Raw genomic sequence first — 15,051 nt, 5'->3', positions numbered from 1 at the left:
CGAGCGGCCTCGCGGGCCTCGTCGGTGTCGGCGGCGGATGCCGCGGGCACGAGGTCGACACCGGAGGCGCCGGCGTTCGCGTGCTGGGCGGCAGCGGTGGTCGCGCTCGTCGCGCGGCGCGGCTGACGGCCCTGGCGGGTGCGTGCCGGAGCCGCGGGGGCTTCGGCGTCTGCTGCGGGAGCCTCGGCGACGGGCTCGGCCACGGCCTCGACGGCCGCAGCCACGGGCTCGGAGGCCTCGGGCGCGGCCGGTGCCTCGACGGCCGGAGCCTCGACCGGCGGCGCGTCGACGGCGTCGGCCGTCTCGACGTCGGGAGCCTCGCCGATCTGGTGGGCCGAGATCAGGTCCACGAGCTCGCCCTTGCGGCGCTTGGAGGCGCCGGAGATGCCGAGCGAGGAGGCGAGCTCCTGGAGCTCGGCGACCTTCAGGGTGGAGAGTTTGGTGCGGTTCGCCGCGCTCAGTTCAGCGTGGTCGGATGCGTTGGTCACTGGGTATGTTCCTTTCCCCTGGTCGCAAGATATGCGAACCCAGAAGAGCTGGTCGCTGACACGTCAGAGGTCATGCGCCGGGGGCGCAGACGTGCGCGAGCGAGAAAGCAATGATTGCCGGGAATTGCACGATGCGACGTTGAACGCGAACAGTGCGTCGCTCGTCGGGTGCGCTCCAATGCTATCACCCGACGAGCGATGCGCCGATTCGTGACGCGCCCTGTGGAGAACGAAACGGAGAACGGGCTCCCCGCTCAGTCGACCACGGGCGTGACGGTCGCACCCAGGAAGTCGACCGCGAGCGGCAGCGGCTGCCACGCGGTCTCGGCCGACTCCTCGACCAGACGCACGGCCTCGGCGCGTGCGCTCGGGTCGCTCGCGAGCACCAGGATCGACGGCCCGGCGCCGGACACGACGGCCGGGTGGCCGGCCGCGCGGAGCGCCTGGATGAGCCGATCGGTCTCGGGCATCGCCTGAGCCCGGTAGTTCTGGTGCAGCTTGTCTTCGGTGGCCTGGAGCAGCAGCTCGGGGCTCTGGATGAGCGCGGCGATGAGCAGCGCCGAACGCGACACGTTGAACACCGCGTCTTCGTGGGGCACCGACTGGGGCTGCAGCGATCGGGCGAGCGCGGTCGACATCTCGTGCTCGGGGACGAGCACGAGCGGCGAGACGCCGCGGTGCACGATGAGCTTCTTGTGGCGCGGACCGTCGGGGGTGACCCACGCGATGGTCAGTCCGCCGAAGAGGGCGGGCGCCACGTTGTCGGGGTGTCCTTCGAGCTCGGTCGCGATCTCGAGCAGGTCGTCGGCGCTGAGGTCGACGACGCCCTCGAGGAGCCCCGATGCCGCGACGACGCCGGCCACGATCGCCGCACCCGACGAGCCGAGTCCACGGCCGTGCGGGATGCTGTTGTGCGCCACGAGGCGGATCGAGGGCATCTCGACGCCGACTCGGGCGAAGGTGTGCGCGATGGCGCGCACCACGAGGTGCGTCTCGTCGAGCGGCACCTCGCCCTCGCCGACGCCGTGCACCTCGATGTCGTGGGCCGCGGCATCGATCGCCTCGATCTCGAGCTCGTCGTAGCGCGCGAGCGCGAGGCCGAGGGTGTCGAAGCCGGGGCCGAGGTTCGCGCTCGTCGCGGGCACCTTGACGTGCACGCGGCGGCCGACGAGGTCGACGGCGCCGGCCGAGGCCTGGGGCACGGTCACGCTCATGAGGTGAGTCCGAGCACCGCGGCGATCTGAGCCGTGTCGACGGGCACGATCGTGGGCTGCACGTCGGAGCCGTCGGCCGTGCGGAGCGCCCACTGGGGGTCCTTCAGGCCGTGCCCGGTCACCGTGAGCACGACGCGCGCGCCGGCGGGGATGACCCCGGCAGCCGAGCGCTCGAGCAGGCCCGCGACCGAGATGGCCGACGCGGGCTCGACGAAGATGCCGACCTCGGCCGAGAGGATGCGCTGGGCCTCGAGGATCTTGTCGTCGTCGATGGCGCCGAAGTAGCCGTCGGTCTCATCGCGCGCCGCGAGGGCGAGCTCCCAGGAGGCCGGGTTGCCGATGCGGATCGCGCTCGCGATGGTCTCGGGGTTCTTCACCGGCTCGCCGCGCACGATCGGCGCGGAGCCCGAGGCCTGGAAGCCGAACATGCGGGGCATGCGCGTGGCGTTGCCCGCGGCGATGTCTTCGCGGTAGCCGCGCGTGTAGGCGGTGTAGTTGCCCGCGTTGCCGACCGGGATGAAGTGGAAGTCGGGTGCGTCGCCATGGGCCTCGACGATCTCGAACGCCGCCGTCTTCTGCCCCTCGATGCGGTCGTTGTTGACCGAGTTGACGAGGTGCACCGGGTAGTTCGCCGCGAGGTCGCGGGCGATGTCGAGGCAGTCGTCGAAGTTGCCCTGCACCTGCAGGAGCTCGCCGTTGTGGGCGATGGCCTGGCTCAGCTTGCCCATGGCGATCTTGCCCTCGGGCACGAGCACCGCGGCCTTGATGCCGGCGTGCGTCGCGTAGGCCGCGGCCGACGCCGACGTGTTGCCGGTCGAGGCGCAGATGACGACCTTCGCACCGCGCTCGACGGCCTTCGTGACGGCCATGGTCATGCCGCGGTCCTTGAAGGAACCGGTCGGGTTCATGCCCTCGTACTTGACCCACACGTCGGCACCCGTGCGGCGCGAGAGCGCCGGCGCGGGCAGGAGCGGCGTGCCGCCCTCGCCGAGGGTGACGACCGGCGTGGCGTCCGTGACGTCGAGACGATCGGCGTACTCGCGGATGACGCCTCGCCACTGGCGGGACGTGGCCTTGGGGCTGGGCTGGTTCACAGTGTTCCTTCGACTCGGAGGACGGACGCGACGGATGCGACGACGGGATTCTCGGCGAGCGAGGTGACGGTCTCGGCGAGCGCGGACTCCGTCGCCTCGTGCGTCCCGATCACCAGCGTAGCCCGCTCGGACCCGCTGCTCACCGTCTGCTGGAGTTGCTCGACCGACACCCCGTGCTCGCTGAACACGTGGGCGATGCGCTCGAGCACGCCGGGCTCGTCGACGACCTCGAGCGTGATCGCGTAGCGCGTGGTGATGCGGCCGATGTCGAACATCGGCAGCTCGGCGTGCGTGGATTCGGCCATGCCGGGGCCGCCGATGACGTGGCGGCGGGCGATGGCGACGAGGTCGCCGAGCACGGCGGAGGCGGTCTGCACTCCCCCGGCGCCGGCGCCGTAGAACATGAGCGGTCCGGCGGCGGACGCCTCGACGAAGACGGCGTTGTTCGCGCCGCGAACCGAGGCGAGCGGGTGCTCGCGGGGCACGAGGGCCGGGTAGACGCGGGCGGAGACGCCCTCTTCGCCGGTCTCGGCGTCGACGAGGCGCTCGCAGATGGCGAGCAGCTTCACGACGAAGCCGGCTCGGCGGGCCGAGTCGACCTGCGCGGCGCTCACCTCGGTGATGCCCTCGCGGTACACGGATTCGACCGGAACGTTCGTGTGGAACGCGATGCTCGCGAGGATCGCGGCCTTCTGCGCGGCGTCGTAGCCGCCGATGTCGGCCGTGGGGTCGGCCTCGGCGTAGCCGAGCTCGGTCGCCGTCGCCAGTGCGTCTTCGAGCGAGGCGCCCGTGGTGTCCATGCGGTCGAGGATGAAGTTCGTGGTGCCGTTCACGATGCCGAGGATGCGCTCGACGCGGTCGCCCGCGAGGCTCTCGCGGAGCGGGCGCAGGATCGGGATCGCGCCGCCCACGGCGGCCTCGTAGGAGAGCTGCGCACCGACCTGCTCCGCGGCGGCGAAGAGCTCGGGGCCGTGGGTCGCGAGCAGCGCCTTGTTGCCCGTGACGACGTCGGCGCCGGAGGCGATGGCCTGCAGCACGAGCGTGCGGGCCGGCTCGAGGCCGCCCATGAGCTCGATGACGATGTCGGAGCCGAGGATCAGGGCGTCGGCGTCGGTCGTGAACAGCTCGCGGGGCAGCTCGACGTCGCGCCTGGCGTCGACGTCGCGCACGGCGATGCCGACGAGCTCGATGCGCGCGCCGATGCGCTGCGCGAGCTCGTCGCCGTGCTCGAGGAGGAGCCGGGCGACCTGCGAACCGACCGAGCCGGCTCCGAGGAGGCCGACCCGGATGGAGCGGTACTCGATCATGCGGTGATTCCTCCGGTGGAGTTCGGTGCGGGGCGCGTCGCGGTGAGGCCCGCGTCGCGCGCGAGCAGGTCGTCGACCGTCTCGCCGTGCACGATCACGCGCGCCTCGCCGTCGCGGACGGCGACGACCGGCGGGCGTGGGACGTGGTTGTAGTTGTTCGCGAGCGACCAGCAGTAGGCGCCGGTGGCCGCGACCGCGACGAGGTCGCCCGGGGCGACGTCGTGCGGCAGGTAGTCGGCGTCGACGACGATGTCGCCGGATTCGCAGTGCTTGCCCGCGATGCGCACGAGCGCCGGATGCTCGTCGGACACGCGGCCCGCGAGGCGCACCGTGTAGTCGGCGCCGTAGAGCGCGGTGCGGGCGTTGTCGCTCATGCCGCCGTCGACAGAGACGTAGTGCCGCCATCCGCCCTCGATCGGCACGGGCTTGACCGTGCCGACGGTGTAGAGCGTGACGCCGGCGGGGCCGATGATCGAGCGCCCGGGCTCGAAGGCGAGCCTCGGCACGGGCACGCCGTGGTCGCGGCACGCGCTCGCGACGGCGTCGGCGATGCCCTGCGAGATCTGCTCGATGGGCGTCGGCTCATCGGCCGAGGTGTAGGCGATGCCGAAGCCGCCGCCGAGGTTGAGCTCTGGCAGGGGTTCGACGCGCGCGAGCTCGGCGTGCGCGGCGAGCAGCCGCTCGGCCGACTCGGCGAAACCGGCGGAGTCGAAGATCTGCGAGCCGATGTGGCAGTGCAGTCCGAGGAAGTCGAGCGACGCGTGCGAACGGATGCGCGTGCCGAGCTCGACCGCGCGATCGAGCGAGACGCCGAACTTCTGGTCTTCGTGCGCCGTGGCGAGGAACTCGTGCGTCGAGGCGTGCACGCCGCTGTTCACGCGCAGGCGCACGCGCTGCACGCGACCGGCGCGCGCTGCGGCCTCGGCCACGCGCTCGATCTCGATCTCGGAGTCGAGGATGATCGCGCCGACCCCCGCGCCGACCGCGCGCTCGATCTCGGCGTGCGACTTGTTGTTGCCGTGGAACCCGATGCGGGCCGGATCGGCGCCGGCGGCGAGCGCGACCGCGAGTTCGCCGCCGCTGCACACATCGACGGCCAGCCCCTCGCCCGTGACCCAGCGCACGATCTCGCTCGAGAGGAACGCCTTGCCCGCGTAGTAGACGGTGACCTCGGTGCCGACGGATGCCGCGGCGGACTCGAATGCGGCCAGCAGGCGCCGCGCGCGGGCGCGGGCGTCGGCCTCGTCGACCACGTAGAGCGGCGTGCCGTAGGCCTCGGCGAGCGTCGCGGCGTCGATGCCGCCGATGACGAGACGGCCGGCGTCGTCGCGGTGCGCACCGATGGGCCAGACCTGCTCGGCGAGGGCGTTCGCGTCGGCGGGCGCATGCAGCCATCCGGGGACTGCGGTGGTCGTTGCCACGGGGAAACCTTCAGGGACGTGATGGATCGAGAACCTCGCTCGAGGCGAGCGAACCCGGATCGATTCGGCGAAGCCTGCTGCGAACCGTCCTTGTGGGGCGGCCTCCGGGGAGTCTATCGAGTGCTCGGGCAGCCGCCGAATCGGGTGACGCCCGGCTCAGCCGCAGGTGCCGAGCACCTGCAGGGCCTCCTCGCCGAGCGGCAGGTCGCTGGCCTGGAACGACACCGTCGCCTGACCGGGCGAGAGGTCGACGCCGTCGACCTCGGCTCCGGCAGGGAGGTACTTCGCGACGCACACGTCGATCGGGTTGCGGAGCAGGCTCGGCATGTTCTCGAGCACGAGCGCTCGGTCTCCGGAGCCGATCTCGACCCCGACGGGCGTGAGCACGACCGAGGTGCCGGCCGCCTCGGCCTCGGCGGTCACCGAGTAGGCGATCGAGAGTCCGAGCACCTCGAACCGACCGGTGTACCCGAGGGTGCCGTCGCCGAACACGATCTCGCCGTCGACGCCCGGCACGTCGACGAGCGCGTTGACGGATGCCGCGTCGGCCGTCACGGTGCCCTCGACGAAGTCGATCGTGCCGCCCTGCTGCACGGGCACGCCGTGCGCGACGAGATGCACGTCGATCGGGTTGCCGTCGACCTCGAGCTCGGGCGCATCGGCGGTGATCTGCGCGAGCGAACCGGTGAGCAGCTGCGCGAGCACCGAGAATCCGCCGACCTTGACGTCGACGTCGCCCTGCACGTTCGCGGGCAGCGACTGCCGCGCCTCGTCGGCGATGCGCTGCTCGATCGCCGAACGCGTCAGCAGGTCGGCGACGACGAGCACCGCGGCGATCACGAGCACGACGACTCCGGCGATGATCCAGCGACGACGCGTCCGGCGGCGGGCGGGGTCGGCCTGCGCCGTCTCGGCCGCGGGCGGCTCGACGGGCGCCGAGGCCTCCGTCGCGGTGCCGGCCGCCGGCGCCGATGCGGCCGCCGCAGCGGCAGGCACGACGCCGTCGCGGATCACCTCGGTGGGCTGGTGGTCGGCCGACAGCGGCTCGAGCACCGCGGTGGGCGCGAGCCCCTCGTCGGCCGGGCTTCCGTCGGCCGGGCTCTCATCGGTCGCGGTCTCGTCGGGCGCGGCCTGGTCGGGCACGACGGCCTGGTCTGGCACGGTGACGTCAGACGCCGCCCCGGGTACGACCGCCCCGTCGGGCTCACGGCCGCCCGCGGCATCCGTCTCGTCGAAGCCGTCGCGGGGTGTGCTCACGTGGTCCTCCGTGCTCTCGATGCGGGTCGGGCGACCGCGCACCCAACCTACATGCGCTCGGGAGCCGAGACGCCGAGCAGGTCGAGGCCGTTGCGGATGACCTGGCCGGTCGCGTCGTTCAGCCAGAGGCGCGTGCGGTGCAGGTCGCCGATGGGCTCCTCGCCGAGCGGCAGCACGCGGCAGTTGTCGTACCAGCGGTGGTAGAGGCCAGCCAGTTCCTCGATGTAGCGGGCGACGCGGTGCGGCTCGCGCAGCTCGGCCGCCTGGGCCACGATGCGCGGGAACTCCTGCAGCGCGCCGAGCAGGGCCGACTCGGTCTCGTGCTCGAGCAGCTCGGGCGCGAAGCTCGAACGGTCGACGCCGACGGATGCCGCGTTGCGGTCGACCGCGGACGTGCGCGCGTGGGCGTACTGCACGTAGAAGACGGGGTTGTCGTTCGTGCGCCGGGTGAGGATCTCGGGGTCGATCGTGAGCGGCGAGTCGGCGGGATAGCGCGCGAGCGTGTAGCGGAGCGCGTCGGTGCCGAGCCAGGCCTGCAGGTCGTCGAGCTCGATGATGTTGCCGGCGCGCTTGGAGAGCTTCGCGCCGTTGATCGACACGAGCTGGCCGATGAGCACCTCGACGTCGCGCTCGGGGTCGTCGCCCGCGGCGCCCGCGAGGGCCTTGAGGCGGTGCACGTAGCCGTGGTGGTCGGCGCCGAGCAGGTAGATCTTGTGGCCGAAGCCGCGGTCGCCCTTGTCGAGGTAGTAGGCCGCGTCGGCCGCGAAGTAGGTGTAGATGCCGTTGCCGCGGCGGATGACGCGGTCCTTGTCGTCGCCGAAGTCGGTCGTGCGCACCCAGACGGCGTCGTCCTCGTCGTAGACGTGGCCCTGCGCGCGCAGGCGCTCGACGGCCGTGTCGATGTCGGAGAGCCCGTCGTCGCCCTTGGCGTGCAGGCGGCGCTCGCTGGTCCAGACGTCGAAGTGCACGTTGAAGCGCGCGAGCGAGGCCTCGATCTCGCCGAGCTGCAGCTCGTAGGCGATCTCGGTCGCGGTGTGCAGCGCGACGTCGTCGGCGAGGTCGAGCAGCTTGGGCTCGCGCTCGAGCACGCGGGTCGCCAGGTCGCCGATGTAGCTGCCGGGGTACCCGCCCTCGGGGGTGGGCTCGCCCTTGGCCGCCGCGAGCACCGAGAGGCCGAAGTTCTGCATCTGGTTGCCGGCGTCGTTGATGTAGTACTCGCTCGCCACGTCGGCGCCCGCGGCGCGCAGCACGCGCGCGATCGAGTCGCCGAGGGCCGCCCACCGGGTGTGGCCGATGTGCAGCGGGCCGGTGGGGTTCGCCGAGACGAACTCGAGGTTGATGCGCGAGCCCGCGAGCTTCTCGGTGCGGCCGTACGCGGCGCCCGCATCGACGATGGTCTTCGCGAGCGCGCCGGCGGCGGCCGCGTCGAGGCGCACGTTGATGAAGCCGGGGCCGGCGACCTCGGCGCTGGTCACGCCGTCGACGCCCGCGAGGCCCGCGGCGAGCTCGGTCGCGATCTCGCGCGGGTTGGAGCCGAGCGGCTTCGCCAGGCGCATGGCGACGTTCGACGCCCAGTCGCCGTGCTCGCGGTTCTTCGGGCGCTCGAGCACGATCTGCTCGGGCGAGAGGGAGAGCTCGACCTCGGCGCCGGCTTGCCGACGTCGCTCGACCATGGCGGTCACGAGGTCGAACAGGGCGCGCGAGAGGTCGTCGGGAGTCACCCGCAAATCCTACCGTTCGACGTTGTACAGTCTGTCCATGCCCCGCCCTGCCCTGCGCCGCCCTGCCCGAAGCCTCCGTTCCGTCGTGGGTTCGACGCTGCTCGTCGCGGCATCCGCGTTGCTGCTGAGCGGCTGCAGCCCGGCAGGTGCCGACCCCACGCCGCCGGCGTCCGACCCGGCCGCATCGGGCTCGCCCGCGGCATCCGACCCTGCGGTCACGCCCGAGCCTTCCGAGAGCGTCGAACCGCCCACGCCGTTCGCGATCGCGTGCGATGCGCTCGTCACGCCCGACCAGCTCTACGCGTTCAACCCCAACTTCGGCGCCGCACCCGACTACGCCCCGAAGGCGGCCACCGTGAAGACCGTGGCGACGGATGCCGCGGGCACCGCGTGCGGCTACCTGAACCAGACGAGCGGCGACCTCATCGAGGTGGCCGTGGCCACGCCGTCGGCGAGCGCGCTCACGGGCTACGCCAACGAGGCGGCCGCCTCGAGCACCGCGGTGCCCACCTACGGCACGCCGCCCGCCGTCACCGGATTCTTCGAGCACAGCGGCTCGAACGGCCAGGTGCAGGTGTTCACGGGCGCCTACTGGGTCGTGCTCGACTCGCCCGAGTTCTTCGAGCCCGGCGACGCGCAGCGACTCGTCGAGGGCGTGCTCGCGAACCTCCCGGCGAGCTGACCCGACCCGACCGACCGAGCAGGACCGACCCCGAGGAGCGACGCGGTGGCGCCGAACACACCTGGAACCCCGTCCTGGCTCGGTGCGGTCAACGACCGGGCCGGGCTGGCCGTTCTGCTCGACCACGGGCCGCTCACGCGCAACCGCATCTGCGAGCTCGTCGGCGTCTCGAAGCCCACGGCGTCGCAGATGATGAGCCGCCTGCTGCAGCTCGGCGCGATCGAGGAGCAGGGCCTGCTCGCCGGCGCCGCGGGCCGTGCCGCCGTCGTCTACGCGGCGCGCACCGACCGGCGCGTGGGCGTCGCGCTCGACCTCGACGCGTTCGAGCTGCGCGCGACGGTCGTCGACGCGGCCGGCACCGAGCGCCCGATGGTGCGGATGCCGCTTCCGCGCGACCCGACGGCGCGCTCCGCCGTCGAGGAGGTGCGCCGGGCGATCGACGCGGCGAGCGAGGCCGCCGGCACCTCGCCCGACGCCGTGCACACGGTGTGCCTCGGCATCCCCGGATACGTCGACCCCGGCACGGGCGGCGAGCTCTTCAGCGAGACCCTGCCCGGCTGGCCCGTTCGGGGCCTCCGCGGCATCCTCGAGGCCGACCTGGGGCGCTCCGTGCTCATCGAGAACGACGTGAACCTCGCCGCCCTCGCCGAGCGCGAGGTCGGCGTCGCCGTCGGCCGCGACGTGTTCGCCCTGCTGTGGCTCGGCAACGGCGTCGGCGCCTCGTTCGACGTCGCCGGCGACCTGCACCGAGGGTCGTTCGGCGGCGCGGGCGAGATCGGCTTCCTCCCGGTCTCGTCGGAGGCGAACGTCATCGACCCGGCTGCACGCACGGTGCAGGACCTCGTGGGCGGGCGCGCCGTCGCGCTGCTCGCCCAGCGCCACGGCATCGACGCCGACGGCTTCCACGCCGCCCGCGAGGCGCTCGCCGCGCCCGGCGCCGACGACGCACGGCGCGCGGTCTTCGACGATCTCGCCCTGCGCGTGGCGCACATCGCCCTGCCCGTGATCGCGACGCTCGACCCCGGGCTGATCGTGCTCGCCGGGCCGACCGCCAACCTCGGCGGCGAGGCGTTCGCGCAGGCGGTCGCGAGCGGCATCCGTCGCATCAGCCGGTGGTACCCCGAGGTGCGCGCGACGACCGTCGAGGGCGATGCGGTGCTGCGCGGCGCGAAGAGCCTGCTCGGCACCCGTGTGCGCGACGAGCTCCTCGACTCGGTCGCCGCGCTCGGCCGCGCCTGACGTCCCCGCGGGCTGAGCGATGCCGCGAACGGTGCTAGTGTTGCTGGCTGTGCGCCTCCGTAGCTCAGGGGATAGAGCGCCGGTTTCCGGTACCGTAGGTCGGGGGTTCGAATCCCTCCGGGGGCACAGAATCCCGTCGATTTCGACGGTCACCCAACGAAACGCGTCATCCGTTCGTCTCTTCAAGTGACGGCGGACCCTCCGCCGTCGGGAGGAGCCCGACTTGGCCCGCACCTGGGACGACGTCGCGACACGACTGGTCGCCGAACGCGGTGATGCGCTCACGCGCTACGCGTACCTGCTGACCGGCAGCGTCGACGACGCCGCCGACCTCGTGCAGGACGCCCTCGTGCGCACGTTCGGCACCCCGCGGTTCCAGCTCGACCTGCCGCGCGCGGAGGCCTACGTGCGACGCGCGATCCTGAACGCGGTGATCGACCGTTCGCGGCGCGAGGGCACCTGGCGCCGTGTGCGGCACCTGGCCGTCGCGCCGTCGGTCGCCCAGTCCGAGTCGGCCGGCACCGACGAACGCCTCGACCTCATGCGCCGCGTCCGCTCGCTCGCGCCGCGTCAGGCGGCGTGCATCGTGCTGCGGTACTACGAGGACCTCACGGTCGACCAGGTCGCCGCGACGCTCGGGCTCAGCTCGGGCGCGGTGAAGCGGTACTTGAGCGATGCGCTGCGGGCGCTCTCCTCCTCGATCCTCGCATCGGATGCCGCGACCCCGCGTCCGATGCCCACCCGGACGGAGGGTGACCATGTCGCCTGACCCGATGTCGCCCGACGACCCCATGTCGCCCGACCCTCACGACCTCTCCGAGGCGCTCGCTCACGAGGCGGATGCCGCGGCCCAGCGCCCGGTCGACCTCGACGCCGTGCTGCGCGGCAGCCGTGCGAGGCGCGTGCGCCGCCGCCGCGCGGTCGTCGGCGCGACCGCGTCGGTCGCGGGCCTGCTCGTCGTCGGGGCGCTCGCGTTCGGCGTCGGCGCGCTGACGCAGGACGCCGCGACCACCGCGGGCTCGATCGCCGAGGACGCGCCGGTGTCCGAGGGCGCCGACGGCGCGGGCTCCGCCGAGCCCGATGCCGTCGCGCCGCGCGACGGCGAGCAGTTCGGCGACGACCTGCTCGTCGTCGGACCCGATTCGCTGAATCGCTGCGATGCTCCGATCGCCCCGGCGACGGATGCCGCGACCGGCCCGATCTCGGTGGTGCTCGTCGCCCCGGCCGAGCCGGTCTCCCCCGGCGCCGAGGGCGTGGTGCTCGTGCGCATCGCGAACGAGGGCACGACGACGGTCGAGGGGTCGGTTCGCTCGGCGCCCGCGGTGACGGTCTCCGACTCGGGCAAGACCGTGTGGCATCCGTCGCTCGCCGTCGACGAGGACTTCACGCCGGTGCGGCTCGCGCCGGGCGAGCAGATCGAGCTCGAGGGTCGGTTCGCCGCTGCGGCGTGCACCGCGGCCGACGAGCAGGGCGGTGCGATCCGGGCCGACCTGCCGCCGCTGGCGCCCGGCGCCTACGAGCTCTCGGCCGTCGTCTCGTTCGTCGCCGCACCCGGTGCCGCCCCGATGCTCGTCGTGTCGCCGACGGTGCCCGTCACCGTCGGCTGAGGCTCGCCCGACGGCGCGCGGTGTCCACCGGTCGCCGCGCGACGCCTGCCGGTCGTGGACGGCGTCGGCGGCGCGCCATAGACTCGAAAGCGGTCCGTTTCCGGGGTCTGGAAGGCATTGGTGCATGACGTCGAACCGTCGTAGTCCGGCGATCATCGCGAGCGTGCTCGGGCTCGCCGTCGCGCTCGGAGGGGTCGTGCTCGGCGGGGCGGCCCCCGCATGGGCCGAAGACCCGGTGGAGTTCGGCACGAGCCCGATCGTCGACACCGTCGGCGCGCTCGGCGACCGCGACGACGACGTGCTCGCCGCGATCGAGCAGACGTACGGCGCCACCGGCCGCCAGCTCTTCGTGGCGTACGTGAGCGAGTTCACGAACCCCGAGTCGGCGGTGACCTGGGCCAACGACACCGCCGTCGCGAACAACATGGGCGACGAGGACTACCTCCTCGCCGTCGCCGTCGACGGCCGCGCCTTCTACCTGTCCGCGGCCGACGGCGCAGGCGTCTCCGACGCCGAACTCGACCGCATCAGCGGCGAGGTCATCGAGCCCCGACTCGCCGACGGCGACTGGGCCGGCGCGGCGATCGCCGGCGCCGAGGCGCTCGACACGAGCTCCTCGGGTTCGGGCTGGGGCTGGGTGTGGTTCCTCGTCATCGCCGGAGCCGTGATCGCGGTCATCGCGATCGTGCTCTCCCGCAGGTCGAAGAAGAACCGGGCGACGGATGCCGCGGGCGGCGGCCCCGGCTCGGCCCCCCTCGTTCCGCTCGACGACCTGCGCCGCACGGCGGGCTCGGCGCTCGTGCAGGCCGACGACGCCGTGAAGACGAGCGAGGAGGAGCTCGGCTTCGCCACCGCGTCGTACGGCGACGAGGCGACCGCCGCGTTCCGCACCGCACTGGCGGCCGCGAAGGCCAAGGTCGCCGAGGCTTTCGGCCTGCAGCAGCGGCTCGACGACGACACGCCCGACACCGAGGCCGAGCGCCGCGCGGCCTACGAGGGCATCGTCCGCCTCACGGCCGAGGCCGACGCCGTGCTCGACGCGCAGGCCGAGGCGTTCGACGCGCTCCGCGACCTCGAGCGCAACGCGCCGGCCGAGCTCGAACGCGTCGCCGCCGAGACGACGGCGGCCGAGGCCGCGATCGCCCCGGCCACCGAACGCCTTCGCACGCTCGGGCAGGCCTACGCGGCATCCGCCCTCTCCGCCGTCGCCGACAACCCGGCGCAGGCGACCTCGCGCGTCGCCTTCGCGACCGAGGCCCTGAGCCGCGCACGGCAGGCCGTCGCCGCCTCGCAGAGCGCAGAGGCAGCGGTCGCGATCCGCGCCGCCGAGGAGTCCGCCGACCAGGCCGTGCTGCTCACGGGCGCCGTCGACCGGCTCGCCGACGAGCTCGCCCAGGCCGATCGCGCGATCGCCGCCGGCATCGCCGACCTCGAGGCCGACGTCGTCACTGCGCGGGCGCTGGGCGGCGCCGCCGCGCAGACCGCCGAGCGCACCGCCGCCGTCGCGGCCGAGCTCCGTGCGAGTGCGGCCGCTCCGCTCCGCGACCCGCTCGCGGCCGGTGCACGGCTCACGGCCGCCAACCAGGAGATCGACGCCGTCATCGCCGGCGCTCGCGAGGCCGCCGAGCAGGCCGCACGCGCGCAGGCGCTGCTCGAACGCTCCATCGCCGGCGCGCGCGTGCAGGTGCAGACCGCCGAGGACTACCTCGTGGCCCGTCGCGGCGCCGTCGGCACCGAGGCCCGCACGCGACTCGCCTCGGCCGCGCAGCTGCTGCAGCAGGCGCAGACCGGCACCGACCCGGCGTTCGCGCTCGAAGCGGCCCAGCGCGCCGAACGACTCGCGTCCGAGGCGCTCTCGCTCGCCCGCAACGACGTCGAGGGGTTCGGCGGCGGGTTCGGCGGTCCCGGCGCGAGCGTCGGCGGCACCCGCAGCGGTTCGGGCGGCGGCGACCTCATGGGCGCCGTGCTCGGCGGCATCCTCATCGACTCGATGCTCGGCGGCGGCCGGCGCTCCTCCGGAGGTTCCGGCGGGTTCGGCGGCTTCGGCGGCGGATCCCCGGGCGGAGGGTTCGGCGGCGGCAGTCGCTCCGGCGGCGGGCGCTCGGCCGGCAGCTTCGGCGGCAGCGCGACGCGCGGCCGTCGCGGAAGCGGAGGGCGATTCTGACCCATCGGCACCGCGTTGGGGCGCGGCGACGACGCCGGCCCCCGACATCCGCACGACCCCCGATCAGCCTGTGACGACCTGTACGTGACCAGCACCCGACGAAAGGAACCATCATGACCAAGCAGTCCATCTTCGGAAGGATCTCCACCCTTCTCCGCGCGAACGTGAACGCGCTCATCGACCAGGCCGAAGACCCGCAGAAGATGCTCGACCAGATGGTGCGCGACTTCACGAACAGCATCGCCGATGCCGAGGCCGCGATCGCCGAGACCATCGGCAACCTGCGCCTGCTCGAAGACGACCACCGCGAAGACGTCGAGGCCGCCCGCACCTGGGGCGAGAAGGCGATCGCCGCGAGCCGCAAGGGCGACGAACTGCGCACCGCGGGCGACACCGCCGGCGCCGACAAGTTCGACAACCTCGCCAAGGTCGCGCTCGGTCGCCAGATCTCGTCCGAGAACGAGGCGCGCGCCGCCGAGCCGCAGATCGCCGCGCAGTCCCAGGTCGTCGAGCAGCTGAAGTCGGGCCTGAACGGCATGAAGGAGAAGCTGGTCCAGCTGAAGAACAAGCGGTCCGAGCTCGTCGCCCGAGCCAAGACCGCCGAGGCGCAGCGCCAGGTGCACGACGCCGTCAAGTCGATCGACATCCTCGACCCCACGAGCGAGCTCGGCCGCTTCGAGGAGAAGATCCGTCGCGAGGAGGCCGTCGTGCGCGGCCAGGCCGAGCTCGCCGCCTCGAGCCTCGACGCCCAGTTCAACGAGCTCGACGACCTCGGCGAGCTCACCGAGGTCGACGCCCGACTCGCCGCCCTCAAGGCCGGCGGCGGCAGCCAGGGCGCGATCTCCGGCTGAGCCGCG

General features: G+C 73.2%; 13 protein-coding genes and 1 tRNA gene. 7 read left to right on the top strand and 7 right to left on the bottom strand.

The genetic code is table 11. From position 1 onward, the window contains the following. The 7 genes from GQR16_RS09775 to argS form a co-directional block, all read right to left on the bottom strand. The coding region (locus tag GQR16_RS09775; protein ID WP_211373478.1) for a Rho termination factor N-terminal domain-containing protein at window positions 1–488 on the bottom strand (488 nt) is incomplete at its 3' end. A 254-nt stretch (window positions 489–742) separates the two neighbouring features. Then, window positions 743–1,702, bottom strand: coding sequence for a homoserine kinase (thrB, locus tag GQR16_RS09770; protein ID WP_157414945.1), 960 nt, complete (start codon window positions 1,700–1,702; stop codon window positions 743–745). Next, on the bottom strand, window positions 1,699–2,796 hold the full coding sequence (gene thrC / locus GQR16_RS09765; RefSeq protein ID WP_116083101.1) for a threonine synthase: 1,098 nt from the start codon (window positions 2,794–2,796) through the stop codon (window positions 1,699–1,701). The genes thrB and thrC overlap by 4 nt, the downstream gene beginning before the upstream one ends. After that, window positions 2,793–4,103 (bottom strand): homoserine dehydrogenase, encoded by a 1,311-nt coding sequence (locus GQR16_RS09760; protein WP_157414944.1) that lies wholly within the window; start codon window positions 4,101–4,103, stop codon window positions 2,793–2,795. Before GQR16_RS09760 ends, thrC begins: the two co-directional genes overlap by 4 nt. After that, the gene (gene lysA, locus GQR16_RS09755) at window positions 4,100–5,524 is read right to left on the bottom strand and encodes a diaminopimelate decarboxylase (RefSeq protein ID WP_157414943.1); all 1,425 of its coding nucleotides are present in this window, start codon (window positions 5,522–5,524) and stop codon (window positions 4,100–4,102) included. The genes GQR16_RS09760 and lysA overlap by 4 nt, the downstream gene beginning before the upstream one ends. 156 nt (window positions 5,525–5,680) lie before the next feature. After that, a complete protein-coding gene (locus GQR16_RS09750; RefSeq protein WP_157414942.1) occupies window positions 5,681–6,781 on the bottom strand; it encodes an LmeA family phospholipid-binding protein in 1,101 nt (366 codons plus the stop codon). Window positions 6,782–6,828: 47 nt separating this feature from the next. Further along, window positions 6,829–8,502, bottom strand: a complete 1,674-nt coding sequence (gene argS, locus GQR16_RS09745; protein WP_157414941.1) for an arginine--tRNA ligase — start codon at window positions 8,500–8,502, stop codon at window positions 6,829–6,831. A gap of 37 nt (window positions 8,503–8,539) precedes the next feature. Between argS and GQR16_RS09740 the strand changes: the two genes are divergently transcribed. From GQR16_RS09740 to GQR16_RS09710, 7 genes are all read left to right on the top strand, one after another. Continuing rightward, window positions 8,540–9,184, top strand: coding sequence for an iron ABC transporter ATP-binding protein (locus GQR16_RS09740; protein ID WP_157414940.1), 645 nt, complete (start codon window positions 8,540–8,542; stop codon window positions 9,182–9,184). A gap of 45 nt (window positions 9,185–9,229) precedes the next feature. Further along, on the top strand, window positions 9,230–10,423 hold the full coding sequence (locus GQR16_RS09735) for an ROK family transcriptional regulator (protein WP_157414939.1): 1,194 nt from the start codon (window positions 9,230–9,232) through the stop codon (window positions 10,421–10,423). Between the two features lie 53 nt (window positions 10,424–10,476). Beyond that, a tRNA-Arg gene (locus GQR16_RS09730) sits at window positions 10,477–10,549 on the top strand. Window positions 10,550–10,646: 97 nt separating this feature from the next. Further along, window positions 10,647–11,192 carry a sigma-70 family RNA polymerase sigma factor gene (locus tag GQR16_RS09725; RefSeq protein ID WP_157414938.1) on the top strand — a complete coding sequence of 182 codons (546 nt, stop codon included), beginning with the start codon at window positions 10,647–10,649 and terminating at the stop codon, window positions 11,190–11,192. Further along, entirely contained in the window at window positions 11,182–12,030 is an 849-nt protein-coding gene (locus GQR16_RS09720; RefSeq protein WP_157414937.1) for a hypothetical protein, read from the top strand. Before GQR16_RS09725 ends, GQR16_RS09720 begins: the two co-directional genes overlap by 11 nt. 124 nt (window positions 12,031–12,154) lie before the next feature. Then, window positions 12,155–14,194 (top strand): TPM domain-containing protein, encoded by a 2,040-nt coding sequence (locus tag GQR16_RS09715; RefSeq protein WP_157414936.1) that lies wholly within the window; start codon window positions 12,155–12,157, stop codon window positions 14,192–14,194. 113 nt (window positions 14,195–14,307) lie between these two features. Continuing rightward, window positions 14,308–15,045, top strand: coding sequence for a PspA/IM30 family protein (locus GQR16_RS09710; RefSeq protein ID WP_157414935.1), 738 nt, complete (start codon window positions 14,308–14,310; stop codon window positions 15,043–15,045). Window positions 15,046–15,051 lie beyond the last annotated feature (6 nt).

Origin of the sequence: Agromyces allii, from assembly GCF_009749385.1 — a bacterium.
Taxonomy (GTDB): Bacteria; Actinomycetota; Actinomycetes; order Actinomycetales; family Microbacteriaceae; genus Agromyces; species Agromyces allii.
The sequence above is the reverse complement of the archived record's forward strand: the minus strand, read 5'-3'. Positions and strand labels throughout refer to the sequence as shown.